A 24,829-nucleotide genomic window follows, 5' to 3' on the forward strand; every position below is an offset into this window, starting at 1 on the left:
CCAGGGGGCGGCTTACGTCATCTCCTTTGAAAATTTGCGGATGACCGATGTCGATTCCGTCGGCGGCAAGAACGCATCGTTGGGTGAAATGATCAGCCAGCTGGCCGGCGCCGGAGTACGGGTGCCGGGCGGTTTTGCCACCACGGCGCAGGCATTCCGCGACTTCCTGTCGCACAGCACGGATGGCGGCCCGGCCTTGGCCGACCGCATCGCCGAGCGCCTGGCGACCTTGAACATCGAAGACGTGCGGGCCCTGGCGCAAGCCGGCGCCGAGATCCGTCAATGGATCGTGGAAACACCGTTCCAGCCGCGCCTGGAACAGGAAATCCACGCCTTCTACAAACGCCTGGTGGAAGATTCTTCCAGCGAGATGTCGTTTGCCGTGCGTTCTTCCGCCACTGCGGAAGACTTGCCGGACGCGTCGTTCGCCGGCCAGCAGGAAACCTTCCTCAACGTGGTCGGCATTGAAAACGTGCTGGAAGCCATGAAGCATGTGTTCGCCTCGCTGTATAACGACCGCGCCATCTCTTATCGCGTGCACAAGGGTTTTACCCACGCCGAAGTGGCGTTGTCGGCCGGCGTCCAGCGCATGGTCCGTTCCGATGTCGGCGCCGCCGGCGTCATGTTCACCCTGGATACCGAATCGGGCTTCAAGGACGTGGTGTTCATCACATCGAGCTACGGCCTGGGTGAAACCGTGGTGCAGGGCGCGGTCAATCCCGACGAATTCTACGTGCACAAGCCGATGCTGGAGCAAGGCAAGCTGCCTATCATCCGCCGCAACATCGGCTCCAAGCTGATCAAGATGGAATTCACCGGCGAAGCCAAGGCCGGTCTGTCGGTCAAGACCGTCGATGTGCCTATCGAGCTGCGCAACCGTTATTCGCTGAACGATAGCGAAATCGTCGAACTGGCCAAATACGCCACCATCATCGAGAAGCACTATGAGCGTCCGATGGATATCGAATGGGGCAAGGATGGCCGTGACGGCAAGCTGTACATCTTGCAGGCGCGTCCGGAAACCGTGAAGTCGCAGGAAAAATCGACCGACGCCCAGCAGCGTTTCAAACTCAAGGGCATCGGCAACGTGCTGACCCATGGCCGCGCCATCGGCCAGAAGATCGGCGCCGGTCGCGTGCGGGTGATTCATGACGCTTCCGAAATGGAAAGAGTGCAGCCGGGCGACGTGCTGGTAGCCGACATGACCGATCCTAACTGGGAACCGGTGATGAAGCGCGCTTCGGCGATCGTCACCAACCGCGGCGGTCGTACCTGCCACGCCGCGATCATCGCGCGTGAACTGGGCGTACCGGCGGTAGTCGGCTGCGGCGACGCCACCGATGTACTGAAAGACGGCACGCTGGTTACCGTCTCCTGCGCCGAAGGCGACGAAGGCAAGATCTACGACGGCCTGCTGGAAACCGAAGTCACGGAAGTGGCGCGCGGCGCATTGCCTGAGCTGCCGTTGAAGATCATGATGAACGTCGGCAATCCGCAGCTGGCGTTCGACTTCCAGTCGATCCCGAACGGCGGCGTCGGCCTGGCGCGGCTGGAATTCATCATCAACAACAACATCGGCGTGCATCCGCGTGCGATCCTGGAATACCCGAACATCGACGCCGACCTGAAGAAGGCGGTCGAGTCGGTAGCGCGCGGCCATGCTTCGCCCAAGGCGTTCTACGTCGACAAGCTGGCCGAAGGGATTGCCACCATCGCTGCCGCGTTCTGGCCGAAAAAAGTGATCGTGCGCCTGTCCGACTTCAAGTCGAACGAGTACAAGAAACTGATCGGCGGATCGCGTTACGAGCCGGATGAAGAAAACCCGATGCTCGGTTTCCGCGGCGCTGCCCGTTACCTGGCGGCCGATTTTGCCGAAGCATTCGAAATGGAATGCCAGGCGATGAAGCGCGTGCGCAACGACATGGGTCTGACCAACGTCGAGATCATGGTGCCTTTCGTACGGACCCTGGGCCAGGCTGAAAAGGTCATCGGCCTGCTGGGCAAGAACGGCCTGGTGCGCGGTGAAAACGATTTGCGCGTCATCATGATGTGCGAAGTGCCGTCGAATGCCATCCTGGCTGACCAGTTCCTGGATTACTTCGACGGCTTTTCGATCGGCTCCAACGACCTGACCCAGCTGACCCTGGGCCTGGACCGCGATTCCGGCATGGAATTGCTGGCAGCCGACTTCGACGAACGCGATCCGGCTATCCTGGCTTTGCTGGAGAAGGTCATTGCGACCTGCCTGGCCAAGGGCAAGTACGTCGGCATCTGCGGCCAGGGCCCATCGGACCATCCTGATTTTGCCGAGTGGCTGATGAAGCAGGGGATTGAATCGATTTCGCTGAATCCGGATTCGGTGATTGATACCTGGCAGAAGCTGGCTGCCGCACAATAAGCTTTCAGTAAGTGTATAAAAATCCTCCTCGCCTGTATTCAGGCGAGGAGGATTTTTTATGTGCGACGAGTTTGCCGCTTTATAGTTATTCCACGCGCTTTCGCCACATCGCTGAGCGACGCGATAAATACATCGGGATTGTCGTCTGCCGATGCTTCAATAAGATAGGCGGTAATGATTTCATCGTTATCCAGAAATTCCGCAGCGTCGAATGGGAAGAATGTTTGCTTCATGCTTTATTCCTTAATGAACCGAAATCGCAAGCATGTTTGACTTTCTCCTAGTCTTTTAAAATGGTCAAATAATTACTTTGATTTGGGCTTGTTTTAGGGGGAATACTTAGAAAAGTATTCAATGCACTCATCACGCGTTCAATGACCCCTTGCCAGTCTCCTGTTTGCTCCTGTCTGAACAATCTTGCACTCGGATACCAGGGACTATCCTCGCGATCCAGCAGCCAGCGCCAGTCCGGCACCCAGGGCAGCAGGATCCAGACCGGCACTCCCAAGGCACCGCTCAAATGGGCGACGGAGGTGTCGACGCTGATGACCAGGTCGAGATTGGCGATGATCGCGGCAGTGTCGTCGAAATCGGCAATGTCGTGGGCGACCACCCACAGCTTTGGTGTTTGCTGCACATAGGCGTGATCCGAAGCCCTGATGTCTTTCTGCACCAGGAAAAAATCCGCGCCTTCCAGTTGCAGCAGTGGTGCAAATTCCTGCAGCGGCATGGAGCGCCTGTGATCGTTGGTATTGCCGGCGTTGCCTGAACCGACCAGGCCGATTTTCAGTTTGCCGCCGGCGAAATCCTGGCGTTTTCTCCAGCTTTCTTTTTTCCCTGCGTCTGCTGTGAAATAAGAGGGTGGGGCCGGGATGGTCGCCAGTTCGGTCTTGAACACCAGCGGCAGGCTCATCAATGGCGTCTGGTAATCCACCGGCGCGAACTCTTCACCTATGGCGATCACCTGGAAATTTCCCATGGTCTGAGTAATTGTTTTCAGCGCAGGGTCGACCTCCAGCACCACCTCGGCCCCCAGCGCCGCGACCAGCATGGCGTAGCGGCAAAACTGGATGGTGTCGCCCAGGCCCTGTTCCGACCATAACAAGATGCGCTTGCCGCCGATGGCTTGCCGGCCAAGCCACAACGGAATTTCGGTATGGCGCGGAAAATCCGCATTGCCTTTCTTCCATCGGTATTCATAGCTTTGCCAGCCGGCTTCGAACTGCCCCAGCACTAGCTGCGACAACGATTGATTCGACAATGCATCCGCGTAGCCGGCTTGCAGGCCGATGGCGCGCTGGTAGCTGTCGAGTGCTTGCTGGTGGCGGTTCATGCGGCTCAGGGTCAGGCCGTGGTCGCCCCAGGCTTCGGCATTGCCGGGCGCCAGCGCCAGGCCGGTTTCATTGTCGCTCAGGGATTCGGCGTAGCGTTCCAGCTTGTGCAGGATAACCGCACGGTCCAGCCAGTAGGCTGCGGTTTTCGGCGCCAGCGCGATGGCGCGGTCGAGGCTGGCAAGGGCATCGGCATAACGCTCCAGCTTGTCCAGCGCCAGGCTCTTTTTATACCAGCCGTCGGCCATGGCCGGCTGCAGCGCCAGCGCGCGGTCGAAATGAACCAGCGCTTCTTCATGCTGCTGCAACTGGTACAGCAGGGCGCCCTTGTGGGCCCAGCCGTCGGCGTAGTCGGGCCATGCGGCCAGCGTCTGTTCGATGCATTCCAGCGCTTCCCGGCGGCGCTGCAGGCTGAGCAGGGTCACGGCCTTGGCCAGCAGGATCTCGGGCTTGACATAACCCAATGCGATGATTTTTTCATAAGCGCGCAGGGCGGCTTCGAACTGGTCCGATTCAAACTGCACCCGGGCCAGTTTGTAGTACAGCGAGACATTCTTGTCGTCCAGCGCCAGCGCTTGCCCGAACAGCTGCACCGCTTCGCTGCGCTGGCCAGTGGCGGCGCAGATGACGCCGAGGATATGCAGGGCGTCGAAATTCTTCGGCTGGCTCGTCAGGATATCCTTGAGCGAGCGTTCGGCATGGGCGGTATTTCCGTTCTGGAAATCCTTGTATGCTTGCTGGATAAGATGCATCGTACTCATTGCGTGCTCATTTTGTATTCTTGTGTGACTGGTTGAGAGCGGCTTGGGCCAACCGCAATTCATGGAAAGGGGAGCATAGCACCGGATCGGCGGTCATCGGCTTTGGCGGAGCGAACGAAATCCGGTGTGAGTTATTGTAACTTCAGTTGTCAGATGGATTACACTGTGTGTTCTACATAACGGAGAGGGTCATATGGCCGGATGGGTGATGTGGATGTTGGCGGCTGGTCTGCTGGTGGTGATGGAACTGTTCACTACGACCTTGTATTTGCTGATGGTGGCGATTGGGCTGGCCGTCGGCGGCGTCGCCGCGCTGATAGGGTGGGGCGTGGAGTGGCAATTGCTGGTTGCCGCCGTGGTGGCCCTGGTTGCCACTTACCTTTTGCGGCGGAGCAAATTCGGCCGCCGCACCAAGGTCCAGGCTGAGCGCGATCCGAATGTCAATCTCGACATCGGGCAGTCGATCACGGTCGAACAATGGCAGCAGGATGCCGGTGCGGCCGGTTATACGGCGCGTGTCAAGTATCGCGGCGCGATGTGGGATGTCGAACTGGCGCCGACGGCAAATGCGGATGGGGGGCTGTTTTTCATTCACGAGATACGCGGCAGCCGGCTGATTGTCGGCAACAGCCCGGGCCAACACTGATCGGTCTCGGCTTTCGCTGTCATGCGGCGAATGACTGTTTTAATTCATAAGGGAAAAAATCATGTTCGGAAGCGTCTCGTTAGTCTTGCTGGTGATTGTCATCATATTTATTGCCAAGACAATCAAAGTGGTGCCGCAGCAGCATGCCTGGGTGGTTGAGCGCCTGGGCAAATATCATGCAACCCTGGGGCCGGGCTTGAACATCGTGGTGCCGTTCGTCGACCGCGTCGCCTACAAGCACATCCTGAAGGAAATCCCGCTGGACGTGCCGCCGCAAGTTTGCATCACGCGCGACAATACGCAGTTGCAGGTGGACGGCATCCTGTATTTCCAGATTACCGATGCGATGCGGGCATCCTACGGCTCGTCCAACTACATCGCCGCCATCACGCAGCTGGCGCAAACCACGTTGCGTTCAGTAATCGGCAAGATGGAACTGGACAAGACATTCGAAGAGCGTGACCACATCAACACTACCATCGTCAGCGCCATCGACGAATCCGCCGCCAACTGGGGCGTCAAGGTGCTGCGTTATGAAATCAAGGACCTGACGCCGCCGAAGGAAATCCTGCACGCGATGCAGGCGCAGATCACCGCCGAACGCGAGAAGCGGGCGCTGATCGCCGCCTCGGAAGGCCGCAAGCAGGAGCAGATCAATATCGCGACCGGTGAGCGCGAAGCGTCGATCGCCAAGTCCGAAGGCGAGAAGCAGGCCTCCATCAACCGCGCCCAGGGCCAGGCCGCGGCGATCCTGTCGATTGCCGAAGCCAGCGCCGAAGCGATCCGCAAGACTGCGGCTGCGATCCAGTCGCCTGGCGGTTCGGATGCCGTCAACCTGAAAGTGGCCGAGCAGTATGTGGCGGCGTTCGGGCAATTGGCGAAAACCAATAATTCGATCATCGTGCCAGCCAACCTGGGCGATATCAGCGGCTTGATCGCCACTGCCTTGCAAGTGGTCAAATCCCAGACCAAGTCTTAATCGGCAATAAAAAAAGGGCGGGCCGGCGAAATGCATGTTTCGCCGGCCCGCCTTTTTTGTTGCGATCGTTTATTGGCGTCGCTTCAACGCCGGTGCTGCTTCATCGCAGCCTGGACTTCCCGTTCGCCGTCGCGTTGCCGCTCGGTGTCGCGCTTGTCATGCTGCTTCTTGCCCTTGGCCAGGCCGATTTCGCATTTGATGCGGCCGCGCAGGTAGTGCAGGTTAATCGGCACCAGGGTATAGCCGGAACGTTCGACCTTGACGATCAGTTTCTTGATTTCCTCGGCATGCAGCAGCAGTTTGCGGGTGCGCACCGCTTCCGGATGGACGTGGCTGGAGGCGCTGAGCAGGGCGCTGATGTGGGCGCCGAACAGGTAGATTTCGCCGTTGCGGACGATAACGTAGGCTTCTTTCAGGTTGGCGCGTCCGGCGCGGATGGACTTCACTTCCCAGCCATGCAGCTCCATGCCGGCTTCGAAACGCTCTTCGATGAAGTAGTCGTGGAAGACTTTTTTGTTGTCAATAATGCTCATGTATTAGGAAAATCGCGCAGGTCGGTTAAAATTTCAAGTTGTGATTCTATCAAACGGTTGATATTCAATGGCAGTAGTGCATAAAACGGTTCTTTTGGGATATAGCGCTGAACAGATGTTTGCGCTGGTCGACCGGGTCGAAGACTACCCGCAATTCCTGCCATGGTGCGGCGGGGTGGAGGTGCGTGAACGCGATGCCGGCAAGCTGGTGGCGACGCTGAATATACATTACCACGGCATCAAGCAATCGTTTACTACGGAAAACACCAACACGCCGCCTACCAACATGCAGATGCGGCTGGTGGAGGGACCTTTCAAGCAGCTCGACGGCAACTGGAACTTCAAGGCGCTGCGGGCCGACGCTTGCAAGATCGAATTCGACCTGCATTATGAATTTTCCAACCGCATCCTGGAAAAGCTGATCGGACCGGTATTCAGCATGATCGCCAACAGTTTCGTCGATTCCTTCTGCAAGCGCGCCGATGCGGTGTATGGCCGCCATGACTGAGACGGTGGCCGGCGAGATGCTGCTGATACAGATACAGGTCTGCTACGCCAGCCCCGGCGTGCAGGCTTTGAAGCAGCTGTCGGTGCCGGCCGGGACACTGCTGCATGACGGCATCAAGCGCAGCGGCCTGCTGGAAGAGATACGTGAAATCGACCTCAGCTGCTGGCGGGTCGGCATCTACGGCAAGCTGAAGACGCTCGATACCGTGCTGCGCGACCAGGACCGGGTTGAAATCTACCGTCCGCTGATCGCCGATCCGATGGAGTCGCGCCGCAAGCGGGCCGATAAAAAAGCCCGCTGAAGGCGGGCCTGTCGGGGTTTGCTGCCTTATTGGCAATCGTTCAAGGTTTCCCGGTTCTGCGCATTTTGCTGCGCCCGCTGCTGGTCGCTCATGAATGAGCGCTGGCCGTTGGCGTCGGTCTGGGCAACCCTGGCGCCGGAATCCAGGGTGCGCTGGTTGGCGCGGGCGCGGGCGCAATTCTCTGCCTTGTTGGAGGCCAGCTTGGCTTCCTGCTCGGCCTTCTTGTTCTTCTCCGCCAGTTCGGTCTTGCGCTTTTGGAACGCTGCATTCTGTTCGGCGACGGTCGGCGGCGCTTTTGCTTCCGGCTTGCTGTCCGCGGCGGCGTCGGCGGCGGCTCCAGGCTCTTCTTCGGCGGCGCCGCGCGGCAGGCTTTGGCTCGGCGTTTTCAGGATGCGCTTGTTCGGCACCGAGGAGGGCGGCGGCATGTCTGAGTACTGCTTCACGCCTTTTTCATCCAGCCACACGAATTGCGCCAGGGCGGACGTCGCCAGGCTGAGCAAGACCATTGCTGCGGCGGCGGAAAAGACATGTTTCAGGCGGATTGCATTCATTGCTGTTCCTTGGGGCGATAGAAGTAGATTGAGCGCAGATTTCGCCATGTTTCACTAGCTGTGTCAATTGATCGGTAGTGCTTTGTGGAAATATTTTCTCCGTTGTGGCTAAAATTGCGCAACGTTAGGCGAGTTGTCCGGTTTTCTGTATAATTCGCTTTTGCGCCTATAGGAAAAACTATGCGTCTACTTCAGAAAGCACTCACGTTCGATGACGTGCTGTTGGTCCCCGCTTATTCGGACGTCCTCCCCAAAGACACCACCCTTAAAACACGCCTGACCCGCAATATCGATATCAACATCCCGTTGCTGTCGGCTGCGATGGACACCGTGACTGAAGCGCGGCTGGCGATCGCCATGGCGCAAGAGGGCGGCATCGGCATCATCCACAAGAACCTGACCGCGCAGGAACAGGCGCGCGAAGTCTCCAAGGTCAAGCGTTTCGAATCCGGCGTGGTGCGAGACCCGATCACGATTCCGCCCAACATGCGCATCCGTGAAGTGATCGCCTTGTCGGAACAGCACGGCATCAGCGGTTTCCCGGTGGTCGACGGCAACCGCCTGGTCGGCATCATCACCAACCGCGACCTGCGTTTTGAAGAAGAGCTGGAGGCGGAAGTCAGCGCCAAGATGACGCCGCGCGACAAGCTGGTCTACGTCAAGGACGGCGCCGACCTGTCGGAAGCCAAGCGCCTGATGAACAAGCACCGCCTGGAGCGCGTGATGGTGGTCAACGACGCTTTCGAGCTGCGCGGCCTGATCACGGTCAAGGATATCCAGAAATCAACATCGCACCCGCTGGCATCGAAGGATAGCCAGGGCAAGCTGCGGGTCGGCGCCGCGGTCGGCGTCGGCGCCGACAACGAAGAACGCATCGAACTGCTGGTGAAAGCCGGCGTCGACGTCATCGTGGTCGATACCGCGCACGGCCACTCCAAGGGCGTGCTGGACCGCGTCAAATGGGTCAAGCAGAATTTCCCGCAGGTGGAAGTCATCGGCGGCAATATCGCCACCGCTGCCGCCGCCAAGGCATTGGCTGACCACGGCGCCGACGGCGTCAAGGTCGGCATCGGCCCTGGCTCGATCTGCACCACGCGGATCGTGGCCGGCGTCGGCGTGCCGCAGATTTCCGCCATCGCCAATGTCGCGCAAGCGCTCAAGGGCACGGGCATTCCATGTATCGCCGACGGCGGCATCCGCTTTTCGGGCGACATCGCCAAAGCGCTGGCCGCCGGCGCCTCGACCGTAATGATGGGCAGCATGTTCGCCGGCACCGAAGAAGCGCCGGGCGAAGTGATCCTGTTCCAGGGCCGCAGCTACAAGTCGTACCGCGGCATGGGCAGCCTGGGCGCGATGTCGGACGGCTCCGCCGACCGCTACTTCCAGGATTCGGCCAACAAGGCAGACAAGTTCGTGCCGGAAGGCATTGAAGGCCGGGTGCCTTACAAGGGCAGCGTCCTGACCATCTTGTACCAGCTGATCGGCGGCGTCCGTTCTTCCATGGGTTACTGCGGCTGTGCGACGATCGACGAGCTGCGCGAAAAAGCCGAGTTTGTGGAAATCACTTCAGCCGGCATGCGCGAGTCGCATGTCCATGATGTGCAGATCACCAAGGAAGCGCCGAACTACCGTACTGACTGATCGAAGAGATACCGATCTTGTCCAGGAACGCGCCACCTGTGGAGTACACCACAGGTGGCGCGTGCAGTTTAAAGATTCTCATTTTTGCTAAATCAGCTACCAGGCATCCACCATGCACTCAAAAATCCTCATCCTCGATTTCGGCTCCCAGGTTACCCAACTGATCGCACGGCGCGTGCGCGAAGCTGGTGTGTTTTCCGAGGTTTATCCCTACGATGTGTCCGACGAATTCGTCCGCAACTACGGTGCTTCCGGCGTGATCTTGTCGGGCGGCCCGAATAGCGTGACCGACGGCGATACGCCGCGCGCGCCGCAAGCGGTGTTCGAGCTGGGCGTGCCGGTGTTCGGCATCTGCTACGGCATGCAAACCATGGCCGAGCAGCTGGGCGGCAAGGTCGAGATGGGCAAGGTGCGTGAATTCGGTTACGCCGAAGTGCGCGCGCGCGGCCATACCGCGCTGCTGAAAGATATCAGCGATTTCGTGACGCCGGATTCGCATGCCATGCTGAAAGTCTGGATGAGCCATGGCGACAAGGTCAACGCCATGCCGCCGGGTTTCAAGCTGATGGCATCGACCCCGAACTGCCCGATCGCCGGCATGGCCGACGACGAGCGCAGGTTCTACGCGGTGCAGTTCCATCCTGAAGTCACCCACACGGTGCAGGGCGAAGCGATCCTGACCCGTTTTGTCATCGACATCTGCGGTTGCAAGCCGGACTGGAACATGCCGGACTACATCGCTGAAGCAGTCGAGTCGATCCGCAAACAGGTCGGCAGCGACGAAGTGATCCTGGGCCTGTCCGGCGGCGTCGACAGCAGTGTCGCCGCCGCCTTGATCCACCGCGCCATCGGCGACCAGCTGACCTGCGTCTTCGTCGACCACGGCCTGCTGCGCCTGGACGAAGGCAAGATGGTGATGGAGATGTTCGCCCAGAACCTCGGCGTCAAGGTGATCCATGTCGACGCCACCGCGCAATTCATGGGCCACCTGGCCGGTGTCACCGATCCGGAAGCCAAGCGCAAGATCATCGGCCGCGAATTCGTCGAAGTGTTCCAGGCCGAATCGGCCAAGCTGCAGAATGCCAAATGGCTGGCGCAAGGCACGATCTACCCGGACGTCATCGAAAGCGCCGGCAAAGGCAAGAACGCCGCTCACACCATCAAGAGCCACCACAATGTCGGCGGCCTGCCGGAAACCCTGAACCTGCAGCTGCTGGAACCGTTGCGCGAGCTGTTCAAGGATGAAGTGCGCAAGCTGGGCGTCGCGCTCGGCCTGCCGCATGCCATGGTGTACCGTCATCCGTTCCCGGGCCCGGGTCTGGGCGTGCGCATCCTGGGCGAAGTCAAAAAAGAATTCGCCGACCTGCTGCGCCGTGCCGACGCCATCTTCATCGAAGAGCTGCGCAACACCAAGGACGACCAGGACGAAACCTGGTACGACAAGACCAGCCAGGCGTTTGCGGTGTTCTTGCCGGTCAAGTCAGTCGGCGTGATGGGCGATGGCCGTACCTACGAATATGTGGTGGCCTTGCGCGCGGTGCAGACGCAGGATTTCATGACTGCGCATTGGGCTCACCTGCCGCATGAGTTGCTGGGACGGGTGTCGAACCGCATCATCAATGAAGTGCGCGGGATCAATCGGGTGGTGTACGATATTTCGGGTAAGCCGCCGGCGACTATCGAGTGGGAATGATCCGATGTCTAGCACTCGCTAGTACTCAGAAGTAAAAAATGCCTGAAAGCCCGCGTAAATGCGGGCTTTTTTGCTTTTTGGTTCGGCATTGGCTGGTACGCTAACATATAGCTCCAACTGCTCACGGAGCAACAGTCAGGCGGAAATCGTCGTTTAAAGCGTGCCTTCGCTGCTGCGTGAGTCCCCTCGAGGCGGCACCAATTCCTCCCTTCGCGGCCGTCGCTCTATTGCACGCAGGACCGCGCGTAAGAGTGAGTAATCCTATTCAAACGCCCCAAATATTGGCGGAAATTCCTACATTATTTTAAGGATTGTCTGATTGAAATTCATTCTGACATTCTTCACTATTGCAATTAGAAAATTAAATCAACACCTCTCTAAGCAAATAGCTAATGTTGTGACAAGAGACGTTGTATGAAGTTTTTTACAGTGCAACTAGCCGGCATTATTCGATATTTCGGATTTGTTTTCAGACGACGAATACGTTAATAAAGTTGAAAATCTTATGTACTAAATCGGGCTTTATTCAGACTAACCGAGCCGACTGTACTGGGCATCAATCGTCAACACGAAGCGCAAATTCTACTTATTCTGTGCGACGCGGCTCATCTCTAATATCTGACCTCATTGCATAGAGGGCAGATGAAAAAAGAAAAGAATAGGCGGGAACGGTTGGTGCTGCCATATGCTCTTGCGGTTTTTTGCATTCATTGACAGCGATTTTATCTGCGATGGGCCAAAGACGTCTTCGCAAGCAATTTTTCACCACGTAATTTAGCGTAAGACACTGGGAGTACAAGTTTTTCAGACTGTGTTTGCCGCAAGTTATTCACTCGAGTAGATCCATGAATCGCAAACATAGCCGCAAACATGTCAGCCGTTTTCCTTTGTCAGTCGTTTCCGTAGCCGTCTTGAGCACGCTTGCAGCCTGTGGCGGCGGTGGCGGGGGTTCCAGCAACTCCGATGGCGTCCAGCCGCCGGTGCCCACCAACGCGGCGCCAGTCACAGCCGCGCCGAGCGTAACGGTCCCGACCCTGAGCTCCAGCGATCCGAGCAACGCCAATGCTGCGCACGCGCGCGGCATCACCGGGGCCGGCGTGACGGTAGCAGTGGTCGACACGGATTTCAATGTCTCCGATCCGGAGTTTGCCGGACGCTTGACCAAATACGTCTATGCCAGCGGCGGCGCCGGTAATTCGCACGGCAGCGAAGCGGCGGAAGCGCTGGGCGGCAGCAGCTACGGCGTGGCGCCGGCAGTCAACATGCTGGGCGCCGCGGTCGGCACCGGCGGTGAAAACGTCACTTTGAATGCCTCGGTTTACCAGGACTTGTTCAACAAGGGTGCGCGTCTCTTCAACCAGTCGAACGCCTTTGGTTCGATTGCAACCCCCGGCGGTAGTGGCCCGACTTTCTACAATATCTATCAGCCTTTCGTGAGCAAGGGCAGCTTGTTCATCTGGGCCGCGGGCAACGATGGCAGCGCCCATCCCAGCCTGACGGCGGGCTTGCCGGCCCTGTATCCCGACCTGCAAAAAGGCTGGCTGGCGGTGGTGGCGGTGAATGCCGCCGGCGGCGCTCAGGGATACAGCAGCAGCGACACCACGCCGGGGGTGATTTCCAGTTATTCGAACCGCTGCGGCGAGGCCGCCAACTGGTGCCTGGCGGCGCCTGGCGATTTTATCTCGGCCACGGCAGGCCGCCGGGTCTACGGCACCTCGTTCGCGGCGCCGGCGGTAACCGGCGCGGCTGCCCTGGTGCAGCAATCCTATCCCTGGATGAATGCCGACCAGATCCGGCAAACCATTTTGTCCACGGCAACCAGCATGGGCGATACAGCTACTTATGGCTGGGGTCTGCTGAACGCCAGCAAAGCCGCCAACGGCCCAGCCTTGTTCGATACCAGGCTGACCTTGGGCGGTAACTTCGTCGCCAGTTTCGATTCCGCCAGCTCGACCTTCGCCAACAATATCGGCGGCAATGCCGGCCTGCTGAAAGACGGCAGCGGCATGCTGACGCTGTCCGGCAACAACACATACAGCGGCGCCAATGAAATCGCGAAAGGCACGCTGAACGTCACCGGATCGGTTGCTTCCGCAGTTACCATCGACAGCGCCGGCGTGCTGTCCGGCGACGGCGGCCGCATCGGCGGCAGCGTCTCCAACAGCGGCCGTCTCAGCAATACCGGCGGCGGCATGACGATTGCCGGCAACTACACGGCCACCGCCAGCGCGGTGCTGGCCAACCAGTTCAATTCGACCTTGACCGTAGGCGGCAGCGCCACGCTCGGCAATTCGCACCTGGTGGCGACCACGCCGGCCGGCAGCAGCGATCCGTCCGGCTACGTGGCGCAGCAGGTCGGCGTCAAAGGCAAGGTGTTGACCGCAGCCAGCGGCGTATCCGGCGTGTTCCAGGATGTGTCGTTCGAACACGACGGCACGGTTTTCAACCCGGGCACCTTCTTGAACGCGACGCTGGCTTATACCGCCAATGAAGTTGACTTGAGCATTGCGCGCAACGACGTCAAGGCGGTTGCAGCGCACGCGTTTGCCGCCGACCCTACACGCACCAACAGCGCCGCCAACGTCGAGACCGGCCTCAAGGCGGCCGACGCCATGGCTGCCAGCGGCAACACCGGCGGCAACAACAGCGCCTTCCTGAACAGCGCCGCGGCGCTGCAGCGCACGGCGGACATCGCTGCCGCAGCCCAAGTGTTGGACAGCTTGTCGGGACAGATCTATGCCTCGTCGCAGGCGCTGACTTTCCAGCAGTCGCAAGCCATCAACCGTGATTTGTCGAATCGCCTGGCGCTGCTGGGCAGCCCGATTTCATCGGGTGCCAAGGCCGGTTTGTGGGCCAGTGTGATCGGCGCCACCGGTAAGCTCGGCCAGTCCGGCTATTCCTCGGCCGATACCTCGACCTGGGGCGGCCAGTTCGGTTTCGATACGCACCTGGACGACAAAGCGATTGTCGGCGCTGCGCTGTCGTACTCGGAAAGCAAAGCCAGCTTCGACCGTTTCGGCGGCGCCGCCAACAGCCAGGATGCCGGCTTGTCCCTGTATGGCCGCTATGCGCTCAGCCATGACGGCATCTACGTCTCCGGCCGCGCCGGCATCGCCCGCGTGACCAGCAAGATCAATCGCAACGTGATCCTCGGCAGCGAGGTCGACAGCCTGTCCGCCAACCATACCGACAGCATGATTTCGGCCTATGCCGAAACCGGCTACGTGCGCCAGCTGTCGGCGACATCGACCTTGACGCCGTTTGCCGGCATCAGCTACGACCGCCTCAAGCGCGGCGCGTTTACCGAAACCGGCAGTCCCTTCGGCCTCACTGCCGGCAGCAGCAGCTACCACCAGACTGCGAGCGTGCTTGGCTTGCGCGGCGACGCCGGCTTCGACTGGCTGGGCGGCCATAGCAACATACAGGCTTACGCGGCCTGGCAACACGGTTTCAACAGCGGCAATCTGGATTTCAACGCGGCCTTCGTCGGCGCGCCGGCTGCCGGCTTTAACGTGCAAGGCATCGGTCTGGCGCGCAACAGCGGCTGGGCCGGTATCGGCATCATTACTGCAGTCAGCCGTAACTGGAGCTGGTACGGTAATTACGATGCGCAGTTCGGCAAGGGCGGTATAGTCAACAACGTGTTCTCGGTAGGTGCTCGCATGGCCTTCTGACTATGCATATCAATGGTTCCGGCGGTCGTTCTGTGGATCAACACCCGTTTCTGGCGCATTCGATCAAGCTAGGTGCGATCGAATGGGAAAATCTTGCAGTGATGACTGCCAGTATGGTTCGACCTGTCCAGGAAAATGATCCCGCAACTCTAGCTGGATTGCTTGGCGCCGATGTAATGTCGTGATACGACGTAGATATCGACGCCCATTTCACAAGCTGGGCATTCCGGAGGGGGCAGTTACCGGTGCTTGCGTTGTAACGGTGGCATCTGCCTCGATCAAGGCCGCTTCTTGCGGCTATTTTTACGCCCTGATATTGTCGTCTTGCCATGAAAAGCCGCCGGCCATGACCCGCTGCGGCCAGTTTCCCCCCACGCCTGTCCTGGTGACTAAATGAACTGGTTTTAACGCAGTTCGTAAAACCGCCAAGTCCTCAGGCCGCGCGAGGTTCGCGGCAAAATCGATTGCATCACTGGAACGCAAATAACGCAGTTTACATTTTAAAGAGAATGTATTACATTGGTCCAGCCAATAGACCGGTATACGAAGTGGTAGCTGATTAACATGATCAAAAAATAATATTTGGAGACTGTTATGAATCTGGATGAAAAGCAACTTTTTGCTATACCAAAACAGGCGCCGTGGACAATAACGGTAGTAGCGCTCCCCCCAACTGCTGCAACACCTGTCGCGCCGCCACCATCAACTACGCCGCCAGTAGTTACGCCACCTGTTACGCCGCCGGAAGATTGCTGAGTTACCAAAGGATTGGCATAGAAAGCAGAGATATGCGTCGATCAGCCTTTGCGCAATAAGCGGCTGACAATGGATCAAATGACGGTGATCAAAAAAATGGAGATAGATATGACACGACATAAAATAACTACGTTAATTCCGGGGCGCTCCCGAGGTAACACGTCTGTGAGCAACTTGCCCTCGAGCCCGTCGCGTCGAAAGGTATTGACGCAAATTACGGCCATGGCAGCGTCGCCTCTATTGGCTGCCTGCGGTGGCGATGAGAATTCGGCCTCGGCCATGTCCTCTCCTTCCGGCAAAATCGCTACGCAATACAAACCTCTGGTTATGGCGCCTATTGCTGCAATTGCAAATATTGCGAGTCAAAACCTGTTCTATCAGACCGCCGGCAGCGACTGGGCCAGCACCTGGCTGCCGATCGGCAATGGCCGCGCAGGCGCCATGCTGGCGGGCGGAGTGCTGCTGGAGCAGGTGCAATTCAATGAACAGAGCTTGTGGGCCGGCACCAACAATTTTGATGGCGGCGCCTACGACATTTCCGGTTTTGGCAGTTATCAGAATTTCGGCAGCCTGTCGCTGTCCTTTGGCGCCAGCTTGCCGCCGGCGATCAGCTCGCCGAATGTCAGCGCCAGCGCCTCCAGTTCAGGCGAGGGCGTCTTGTCCACCGTGGACGGCAATCTCAGTACGAAATGGTGCATCGTCAGCCCGCCGAACCTGGTCACCTGGCAAGCGGCGCTCTCCGCTGCTGCCGTCGTTTCTGCTTATACGCTGACTTCTGCCAACGATGTGCCGGCAAGGGACCCGCTCCAATGGGTAGTATCCGGTTCCAACAACGGCAGCAGCTGGACCGTGCTGGATAGCCAGAATTTCACAGCCACTCCGTTCGCCGGCCGCGGCCAGACCAATAGCTATGCGTTTTCAAACAGCACTGCTTTCCGCTATTACAAGATCGATTTCACCGTGTCGGCAGCCGCGCTCAACGACGGCCATTTCCAGATTGCGGAAATCGGCCTGAACGGTGTCAACCTGTCGCAAAACCCGTCAACGCAGCCGCTGTATGTGTTTTCGCCGTCCGGTCACGGCATGGGTGCGCTGACCAGCTCCGGCAGCCAGCGCATCGACAGTTCGGTCGACGGCAATGCAAATACCAAATGGTGCGTGTTCGTGAATCCGGGCGACATCGTGCAATGGCAGATCGATCTCGGCGCGGCGCAAGCCATTTCCAGCTACGCGCTGACCAGCGCCAATGATGTTCCCGCGCGCGATCCGCAAGCCTGGACGCTGGCCGGCTCGAACGATGGCGTCAGCTGGACGCCGATGGACAGCCAGTCGAGCGCGCCGTTCGCCTCGCGCGGGCTGCAGAAAACCTTTGCGCTGCGCAGCTCGACCGGCTATCGCTACTGGCGCTTTAATTTCGATACGTCCAAATGTCCGGCCGATGCGGGTTCCGGCGATCCCAAAACCGGCCACTTCCAGGTAGCAGAGATCGTATTGAGCAGCGCGACGTTTACCACCGCGGGCAAAGCCATCGCCTGCGAATACCAGCGCCGCCTGAATCTGCAAAACGGTCTGCAGACCACCAGCTATCTGTATGGCGGCAATTACTTCATCCGCGAGACCTTTGCCAGCAAGGTCGACAATGTGATCGTCATGCAGCTCAGGTCGGAACAGCCGGGCGGCTTGTCCGGCCTGTTGCAGCTGACCTCGGGGCAAAGCGGCGATGCCATAACGGCGCTGGTTTCGGCCGGTGAAGAAAGCCTGTCCTTCAGCAGCAGCCTTGCCAACAATGCTCTCAACTATGCTGCCAAGATACGCTTGATCCGTACCAATGGCAGCGCTGCGCAAAGCGGCGCGGGCATCCAGTTCAGCGCTTGCGACAGCATTCTGCTGCTGCTCGATGCCAGAACCAATTACGCGCCAAGCTATAGCGGCGGCTGGCGCAGCAGCGGCGTTCCGCTCACTGTGGTGAACAGCACCCTGAGCGCGGCCGCGGCGCAATCGTTCGCCGCCATGTATGCCTCGCACTACTCGGATTTCCAACCATTGATGACCGCGGTCGACGCCAACTGGGGCAACAGTAGCGCGACATTGACAAGCCTGCCGACCGATCTGCGCCTGAGTGCTTACAAGAGCACCGCCGGCGGTAAAGATCCGACGCTGGAACAGTCGCGTTTCCACCTGGGCCGCTACCTGCTGGTCAGCTGTTCGCGCAAGGGCGGCTTGCCGGCCAATCTGCAAGGGCTGTGGAACAACTCCAACAATCCGCCATGGTTCAGCGACTACCACAACGACATCAACATCCAGATGTGTTACTGGTCGGCGGAATCGACCGCCTTGTCGGATTGCCACCTGCCGTTGTCCGATTACATCGTCAACCAGGCGCCGGCTCTGCGGGTATCGACGCAGGCAAACTTTCCCGGCAGCAGCGGCTGGGCTGCACGCACCAGCCAAAGCATCTTCGGCGGCGGCAGCTGGGAGTACTTCACCCCGACCAATGCCTGGTACATGCAGCATATGTGGGAACACTATGCCTTCAGCCAGGACATGAATTATTTGCAGACGGTTGCCTATCCAATGATCAAAGAGGTGGCCCAGTTCTGGACCAGTGGCGGGCAGCTCGTCAAAAATCCGGCAGGCCAGTACCTGGTCGCCGCGAAACCCAAGAATGCGAAAGTAAGCAATTCGGGTTCGCCGGAACAGGGGCCGGCCGAAGATGGGGCAATGTTTGGCCAGGAATTGGTGTGGGATGTATTCCAGAATTTCCAGAAAGCCACCAGCGCCTTGGCCAATGCCGGTTTGACTCCTGCCGGCGACAGTGCGTTGCTGGCCACGGTGCAAGCCATGCAAGCAAAGCTTGCACCGAACCTGATCGGCGCCAAAGGGCAGTTGCAAGAGTTCCAGGAAGACTATGAATCCAACCCGACTTTAGAGGCGAACCAGGGATTAAGCCTGACCCATCGCCACACTTCGCATTTGATTGCGCTGTATCCAGGCAGTCAGATTACACCGTCCGCCACGCCGGCCTTGGCGCAAGCGGCCAAGGTTGCGCTGCTGGCGCGCTGCGGCCTGCCGCTGGGAACCGCCTCCGGCCAGGTAGTAGCGGCTGATGTCAGTAGCGACAGCGCCGCCTCGTGGCCCTGGACCTGGCGTTGTGCCTTGTTCGCGCGTCTGGCCGATGCCGAGAACGCGCTAGTAATGATCCAGGGCAGCTTGCAGCGGAACACGATGCCCAACCTGTTCACCGCCATGATGCCGGAAACCTTCCAGATCGACGGCGACCTCGGCATGCCGGGAGCGATGACTGAGATGCTGCTGCAAAGCCATGAAGGCGTGATCGTGCTGTTGCCGGCCTGTCCCGCGGCCTGGCAGACGGCGGGCTCATTCACCGGCTTGCGCGCCCGGGGCGGCTACAAGGTCAGCTGCGCCTGGAGCAACGGCACGGTGACTTCGTACAGCATCATTGCCGACAAGGCGCCGAGCAAAGCGGCGGTAAAGGTCAGCGTCAATGGCGTGGTGAGCAGTATTGTCCCGGCATGACGGTCGCCTCGTGCATCGAGGTTTCGCCGTCAAGCGCAACTCCAATTGGGGCGTAGCCGTCAATGCCTGGCGGAAATTCACGATGATTTATTTTGCAACGTAGCTGTGATAAGGGGAATGAGAGTGAATTAAATTCATTTAGGGGATTCGGCAGCACATGGTGCGTAAGAAAAAATCAGATCAAACAAAATTTAACTATAAGGGAGATGCAACATGACAAAGAATACATTGCAGTGCATGCAGGCGGCGGCCGCCATGCTGATCGGCGCGGCCTGCAGCCAGGCCCAGGCGCAGACCAGCGTCACCATCTACGGCCGGGTCGATGCCGGCATCGATTACCAAAGCAGCGTTGCCCTGAAAGACGCGAATGGCAAACCGACCGGACAGACCGGCGGCAAGCTGGCGGCTTCCGGCAATCAGTGGGGCACCAGCATGATCGGTTTCAAGGGTACAGAAGACCTGGGCGGCGGGCTCGGCGCCTTCTTCCTGCTGGAATCCGGCTTCGACGCCACAAAAGGAGTCACCAACGGCAGCGCCTTGTTCAATCGGCGTTCGTATGTCGGCCTGAATGGCGGCGCCGGTTCGATCAAGTTCGGCAAGAACCTGTTCATCGTCAATGACGTCTGGTATCTCGATCCGACCGGTCAGCAATTCATGGGCACCGCCAGCCTGGTCAAGGGCCGCAACTGGCCCGGCGCCAACAATGTCATCGAATACCAGACGCCGACCTGGAGCGGCTTCAACGCTACTGCCCAGACCAGCCTGGGCGAACAGGCCGGCTCCGCCAAGAATGGCCGCAGCGACGGCATCTCCCTGGTGTACACCAATGGCGGTCTTGAATTGCGCGGGATTTACGACGTGATTCGCGATACCAACGGGCGCTATACCGATATCTATACGGCTTCGAAGGATCTGATCGTCGGCGGCACCTATACGATAGACAAGCTGAAACTATATGCCGGTTACGAGAATATCTCGGCGCCGGACACTGCAGCGCCTTCCGATCCGGACAAGCTGAATCACTACTGGATCGGCGCCAACTATATGCTGACGCCAGCACTGACCCTGATCGGCGGCGCCTTCCACGCCAAAATCAACCATGACGCCGGCAGCGCCAGCCTGTTCATGGTCGGCGCCAACTACAACCTGTCGAAACGCACCTTGCTGTATGCGGCCGTCGGTACGGTGCGCAACAAGGGCAACGCCGACTTCGGCACGGAGTTCGACAGTCCTTTGCCAGGACATGCGCAAAACGGCGGTTATGCCGGCATCAGCCATACGTTCTAAGCCAAGCATCGTTTGTCTCGCCGATCTTGCCGGATCTCCGAGGTTAGAGGCCGCACTTATTCTCCTGAAAGTGCGGCCTCTTTTTTTGATGAAACATGGATCTTGATCTATAAATTAAAACCTTCAATTTGACGGTTTGAGTCAAAGGTCGCCACCCTCGTTGAGCTAGGCCCGCGCCTATTGGCGGCATGGCTTCAAAACAAAAAATCCCGGAAAAAATTGAGTGCTACGAATTTGCTACAGCAAATTCTGGGAGAGATAACTGGCGCAGGGTTTCAGTCGGGGGGATTTTAAAGACTATGGCGTATTTCTCAATACAGACTTCCGCCTAAGGTCTTCGGTCGTTTCCCCATTTCCATCATGTCGCCAACCCGGTGGCTTCAGTAAGCAGGTCAAAACTTCGCGTGCGGTTCGTGCCATTTTCAGATCGTGAGCTAGCTTTCTCCACTCGTCGAATTCGATGACGAGCAGATTGTAAGTTTTGACAGGCGTTACGAATCCGAAGCGACATGGCACATCGGCTCTCTCGCTGATGTACGTACCAAAGAGGCGATCAAAGATAATCAGCACGCCGCCGTAATTTCCGTCTAGATATTCTAGATTCGACGCATGGTGCACGCGATGAGCCGACGGCGTGTTAAGCAGCCACTCCAACGGTCCGAGGCGTGGAATCCAGGTTGCGTGGATCCAGAACTGATATAAGAGATTGAGCGACAAGAACATCATGACAATACGCGGCGGCATGCCGAGCAACGGAGCAAGCATGAAGAACAGTAACGAGCCCGTAAGACGCCCGGTCCATCCAAAACGGTATGCTGCCGACAAATTGAGCTGATTGGGCGAATGGTGAACAGCATGGGTACACCAGAACCATCGCACTCGGTGCGCCATGCGGTGATACCAATAATAGAAGAACTCTTGCCCGACAAAGCATGCAAGCCAGCCACTCCAATGGGACATTGGCAACGTCCATAGCCGATGTCGCCAGAACCAATCCATCATATCAATCCAAAACAGCAATGGGAGCAACCAGTGCAATGGATATTCGCGGATTAGGAAATCGACCACTGATACGCAAGCCGCCTTCCAGTCATAAGCATCTGTCCCTAGCGTAATCGATAGTACGATTGCCTCGACGATTGAAGACAGCAGGACTATGACGACAGAAAATTTGAGGATTGTGGACAAAACGCTCACGGTATTTCACCAGTAAAGAGATGTGGAGAAGCGTAACGCTGAGATTTTTCTATGGTAACTAGTTTCGGGATGAATGTCGCAAGAAGTCGGCTACCTAAAAGAGGCAATGTGGAATCAAAGGACCATCAAGTCCAACTGGAGACTAATTTGCAGTATTTTTTTAATGCGCCTCCCATTTTTTTTTGCAATATTCATATATGTCATTGATTTTATTGACTATGTGATTGTTGTTAATGGAGTCGATCTCGCGCTATCGTGAGTGGTGCCGGATAGCAGGGCGCCGGAAATCAGAGGTTATCGGGGCAGGTCTTTGGCCCAAATCTGTGAATAGCCGGACGTTCTATAGAAATAAAACATGGGCGAAATTTAGGCGAAAACGGAGACGTTTCCAGCTGTCCCCAGACCTAGCTGCGTTTGCGCGGTCGGTGGTGGTCTGGAGTGGCTTGTAATTATGTTTGCCGCATTATCTGCTGATATTTTCAATATGGTATTTTTCATGGTATTTGATGGCGGTGTAACAGGTAGAGTCAATTAAACATTGGGTATTTTCTGTTAATTGATAATTGAGCGGGAATGATCTGATGCAGCTGTCCCAACAGCGGGGCTATGTTCACGCAGGTGCCATAACAAGCATTGTCGACAGTGCTTGCGGGTATGCCGCGTTGACCAGGGCGCCGCCCGGTTGCGATGTGATCACAGCCGAGTTCAAGATCAACTTCATGCGGCCGGCGATTGGCGAACGGTTTTTGGCAATCGGGAAGGTACAGACTTCAGGTAAGCTGCTTGCCGTCTGCACAGGGGAAGTCCGGGCCTTGTCGGGAACTGCGTGGAAAGTGGTCGCTATCATGCAGGCAACGATCGTCAACATCAGTGCTTGACGCCTATGCGCCATCAAGTCGAGAGGAGTGCAAGTATGCCGCAGAGCACGATACACGGATTCGCCCACGATCAATTTTCGGCCGCAAGGGAAGCCTTCGAAGCCAACTTCACCAACGGCGAGGAACTGGGCGCCTCGTTCTGCGCCACGGTGGAGGGCGAGACTGTGGTCGATCTCTGGGGCGGCTTCGCGGACGAGGAGAAGACCCGTCCCTGGGCCCGCGATACCATCGTCAACGTATACTCCACCACCAAGACCATGACGGCGCTGACCGCGCTGCTGCTGGCTGACAGGGGCGAACTCGATTTCACGGATCCGGTCGCCAGGTACTGGCCCGAATTCGCCGCCAACGGCAAGGACCGCATCACCGTGGCCCAGTTGATGAGCCATTCCTCCGGCCTGTCCGGCTGGCGCCCGGCTGTCAGCGGCGCGGATTTCTACGATTGGGACAAGGTGACTTCGATGCTTGCCGCCCAGGCGCCGCTGTGGGAGCCGGGGACGGCCTCCGGTTACCATGTCTACACCTTCGGCTTCCTGATCGGCGAGGTGGTGCGCCGCATTACCGGCAAGAGCCTCGGCACGGTGTTCCGTGAAGAGATCGCGCAGCCGCTGGGAGCGGACTTCTGGATCGGCCTGCCGGCATCGGAAGACCATCGCGTGGCCGACCTGGTGGGGTTTGAGCTGCCGCCCAGCACAGCCGATTTGCAGCTCACCGAAGTCCAGAAAATCACTTTTATCGACACCCAGACCGACGTGCCATCGACCCGCACCCGCGCCTGGCGCGGCGCCGAGATTCCGGCCGCCAACGGCCATGGCAACGCCCGTTCGATTGCCGAGATCCACGCCCTGCTGGCCAATGGCGGCGTCGCCAAGGGCAAGCGGATCATGTCCGAGGCAGGTAGCCGCAAGGCGCTGGAGCAGCAGATTGAAGGGGCCGACCTGGCCATGCGCGGCGTGCAAGTCCGCTTCGGCCTGGGTTTTGGCCTGCCAAGCCCGATCCTGAGGCTCGCGCCGCCACATCCCAACTCTCTTTTCTGGTCTGGCGGCGGCGGTTCCTTCATCCTCATCGATGTGGATGCACGCACCACCTTTTCCTATGCCATGAACAGGATGCAGCGCGCCATGGTCGGCGACGAACGCTCCTTCCGCATCATCCGGGCCATGTGGCAAGGGCTGGATGCCGGGGCAGCTTAAGTCAACGGTTTACACTGAATTTACGATGTACTCGCGCAGCCATTGGTGCGCGGGATCGCGATGGCAACGCTCATGCCAGAGCATGGCCATCTCGTAGCCCGCCACCTCGACAGGCGGCTCGACAACTTGCAGATCACCGGCGTCGCGCACCAGGCGCGAAGGCAGCATCGCCACTAGGTCAGTGTTCGTCAGCACTGACCTGACAAACAGGAAGTGCGGAACGGAAAGCACTACCCGGCGCGCCACGCCTGCCTCCAGCAGCGCTTCATCGGTGACGCCATGAAATCCTCCGCCGTCCGGCGACACGATTACGTGATCAAGCTTGCAGAATTGCGAAAGCGTAGGACGTTTTTTCAGGCGCGGATGACCTGCGCGGCCGACCAGGACGTAGCGCTCGCTAAAGAGCGTTTGACGCCGCAGTCCTGGCGGCGATCCTTCGCTAGTGTGGAAAGCAAGATCAATGTCCCCCTGTTCCGCTTGCCTGGCTATGCGCGGAGGAACCAGCTCAAGGACCGCCAGCCGGGTGCCAGGCGCCGTCGAACGCAAGCCGCTCAACGCAGGCAGTACGATTGTCGATTCGCCGTAGTCGGTCGCGGCAACGCGCCATGTCTGGCTGGCCTGGGCCGGGTCGAAAGGGCTGGCGGGCGATACCGCGTGCTCGAGTGCAGCAAGCGCCAGCCGCAAAGGTTCGCGCAGCTCGTCGGCCCGCGCGGTGGGCCGCATTCCTCGTGGTCCGGGCAACAGCAGCGGATCGCCAAAGATATCCCGCAGCTTGGCGAGATGGACGCTGATCGATGGTTGGGAAAAGTTAAGGCGTTCCGCCGCGCGGGTCACATTGTGTTCCGTCAGCAGGACATCCAGTGTCACCAGCAGGTTCAGGTCGAGTCGTCGGAGATTAATCATGGTAATACCTGGAATATTGAGAATTCATTTTTAATATACCTGACAAAGACCTAAGCTGCTTG

Annotated in this window: 17 protein-coding genes and 1 pseudogene; 12 read left to right on the plus strand and 6 right to left on the minus strand. The window is 58.5% G+C overall.

Translation table 11 applies throughout. The features are described 5' to 3' along the window. Positions 1–40 precede the first annotated feature (40 nt). Positions 41–2,398, plus strand: a complete 2,358-nt coding sequence (gene ppsA, locus CFU_RS06950) for a phosphoenolpyruvate synthase (protein WP_041743087.1) — start codon at positions 41–43, stop codon at positions 2,396–2,398. A 56-nt stretch (positions 2,399–2,454) separates the two neighbouring features. Here ppsA and CFU_RS24815 read toward each other — a convergent pair whose 3' ends face one another. Next, positions 2,455–2,631, minus strand: coding sequence for a DNA-binding protein (locus CFU_RS24815; protein WP_014005336.1), 177 nt, complete (start codon positions 2,629–2,631; stop codon positions 2,455–2,457). 47 nt (positions 2,632–2,678) lie between these two features. Next, on the minus strand, positions 2,679–4,490 hold the full coding sequence (locus tag CFU_RS06955) for a tetratricopeptide repeat protein (protein WP_190275229.1): 1,812 nt from the start codon (positions 4,488–4,490) through the stop codon (positions 2,679–2,681). 193 nt (positions 4,491–4,683) lie between these two features. Between CFU_RS06955 and CFU_RS06960 the strand changes: the two genes are divergently transcribed. Together CFU_RS06960 and CFU_RS06965 are read left to right on the plus strand one after the other, a co-directional pair. Further along, positions 4,684–5,136 carry an NfeD family protein gene (locus CFU_RS06960; RefSeq protein WP_014005338.1) on the plus strand — a complete coding sequence of 151 codons (453 nt, stop codon included), beginning with the start codon at positions 4,684–4,686 and terminating at the stop codon, positions 5,134–5,136. 61 nt (positions 5,137–5,197) lie between these two features. After that, positions 5,198–6,115: an SPFH domain-containing protein gene (locus CFU_RS06965; protein ID WP_014005339.1), complete on the plus strand. Its 918-nt coding sequence runs from the start codon at positions 5,198–5,200 to the stop codon at positions 6,113–6,115. 83 nt (positions 6,116–6,198) lie between these two features. On the opposite strand, the gene smpB is transcribed toward CFU_RS06965, so the two are convergent. Then, the gene (smpB, locus tag CFU_RS06970) at positions 6,199–6,648 is read right to left on the minus strand and encodes an SsrA-binding protein SmpB (protein ID WP_014005340.1); all 450 of its coding nucleotides are present in this window, start codon (positions 6,646–6,648) and stop codon (positions 6,199–6,201) included. Between the two features lie 67 nt (positions 6,649–6,715). Here smpB and CFU_RS06975 point away from each other — a divergent pair, with 67 nt between their 5' ends. Together CFU_RS06975 and CFU_RS06980 are read left to right on the plus strand one after the other, a co-directional pair. Further along, complete coding sequence (locus CFU_RS06975; protein WP_014005341.1) at positions 6,716–7,156, plus strand: type II toxin-antitoxin system RatA family toxin; 441 nt, start codon at positions 6,716–6,718, stop codon at positions 7,154–7,156. Continuing rightward, complete coding sequence (locus tag CFU_RS06980; protein ID WP_014005342.1) at positions 7,131–7,457, plus strand: RnfH family protein; 327 nt, start codon at positions 7,131–7,133, stop codon at positions 7,455–7,457. Before CFU_RS06975 ends, CFU_RS06980 begins: the two co-directional genes overlap by 26 nt. A 26-nt stretch (positions 7,458–7,483) precedes the next feature. Here the strand turns inward: CFU_RS06980 and CFU_RS06985 are convergent, their stop codons facing one another. After that, positions 7,484–8,008 carry a DUF4124 domain-containing protein gene (locus CFU_RS06985; protein WP_041741430.1) on the minus strand — a complete coding sequence of 175 codons (525 nt, stop codon included), beginning with the start codon at positions 8,006–8,008 and terminating at the stop codon, positions 7,484–7,486. A 180-nt stretch (positions 8,009–8,188) separates the two neighbouring features. Between CFU_RS06985 and guaB the strand changes: the two genes are divergently transcribed. The 5 genes from guaB (at position 8,189) to CFU_RS07010 (ending at position 20,596) form a co-directional block, all read left to right on the plus strand. Beyond that, positions 8,189–9,649 (plus strand): IMP dehydrogenase, encoded by a 1,461-nt coding sequence (gene guaB, locus CFU_RS06990; protein ID WP_014005344.1) that lies wholly within the window; start codon positions 8,189–8,191, stop codon positions 9,647–9,649. Between the two features lie 112 nt (positions 9,650–9,761). Continuing rightward, a complete protein-coding gene (gene guaA / locus CFU_RS06995) occupies positions 9,762–11,342 on the plus strand; it encodes a glutamine-hydrolyzing GMP synthase (protein WP_014005345.1) in 1,581 nt (526 codons plus the stop codon). A gap of 845 nt (positions 11,343–12,187) precedes the next feature. After that, the gene (locus CFU_RS07000) at positions 12,188–15,016 is read left to right on the plus strand and encodes an autotransporter serine protease (RefSeq protein ID WP_238531411.1); all 2,829 of its coding nucleotides are present in this window, start codon (positions 12,188–12,190) and stop codon (positions 15,014–15,016) included. Between the two features lie 1,035 nt (positions 15,017–16,051). After that, positions 16,052–19,309 (plus strand): glycosyl hydrolase family 95 catalytic domain-containing protein, encoded by a 3,258-nt coding sequence (locus tag CFU_RS07005; RefSeq protein WP_190275230.1) that lies wholly within the window; start codon positions 16,052–16,054, stop codon positions 19,307–19,309. A 213-nt stretch (positions 19,310–19,522) separates the two neighbouring features. After that, complete coding sequence (locus CFU_RS07010) at positions 19,523–20,596, plus strand: porin (protein WP_041741432.1); 1,074 nt, start codon at positions 19,523–19,525, stop codon at positions 20,594–20,596. Positions 20,597–20,893: 297 nt separating this feature from the next. On the opposite strand, the gene CFU_RS07015 is transcribed toward CFU_RS07010, so the two are convergent. Then, a complete protein-coding gene (locus tag CFU_RS07015) occupies positions 20,894–21,793 on the minus strand; it encodes a sterol desaturase family protein (protein ID WP_014005349.1) in 900 nt (299 codons plus the stop codon). Positions 21,794–22,380: 587 nt separating this feature from the next. Here CFU_RS07015 and CFU_RS07020 point away from each other — a divergent pair. Beyond that, positions 22,381–22,671, plus strand: a pseudogene (locus tag CFU_RS07020) (PaaI family thioesterase); the annotation flags it as partial. A 35-nt stretch (positions 22,672–22,706) separates the two neighbouring features. Beyond that, complete coding sequence (locus CFU_RS07025) at positions 22,707–23,864, plus strand: EstA family serine hydrolase (RefSeq protein ID WP_041741433.1); 1,158 nt, start codon at positions 22,707–22,709, stop codon at positions 23,862–23,864. Between the two features lie 9 nt (positions 23,865–23,873). Here CFU_RS07025 and CFU_RS07030 read toward each other — a convergent pair whose 3' ends face one another. Then, positions 23,874–24,767, minus strand: a complete 894-nt coding sequence (locus tag CFU_RS07030) for a LysR family transcriptional regulator (protein ID WP_014005352.1) — start codon at positions 24,765–24,767, stop codon at positions 23,874–23,876. Positions 24,768–24,829 lie beyond the last annotated feature (62 nt).

This window comes from Collimonas fungivorans Ter331 (assembly GCF_000221045.1).
In the GTDB taxonomy this organism is placed as follows: Bacteria; Pseudomonadota; Gammaproteobacteria; order Burkholderiales; family Burkholderiaceae_D; genus Collimonas; species Collimonas fungivorans_A.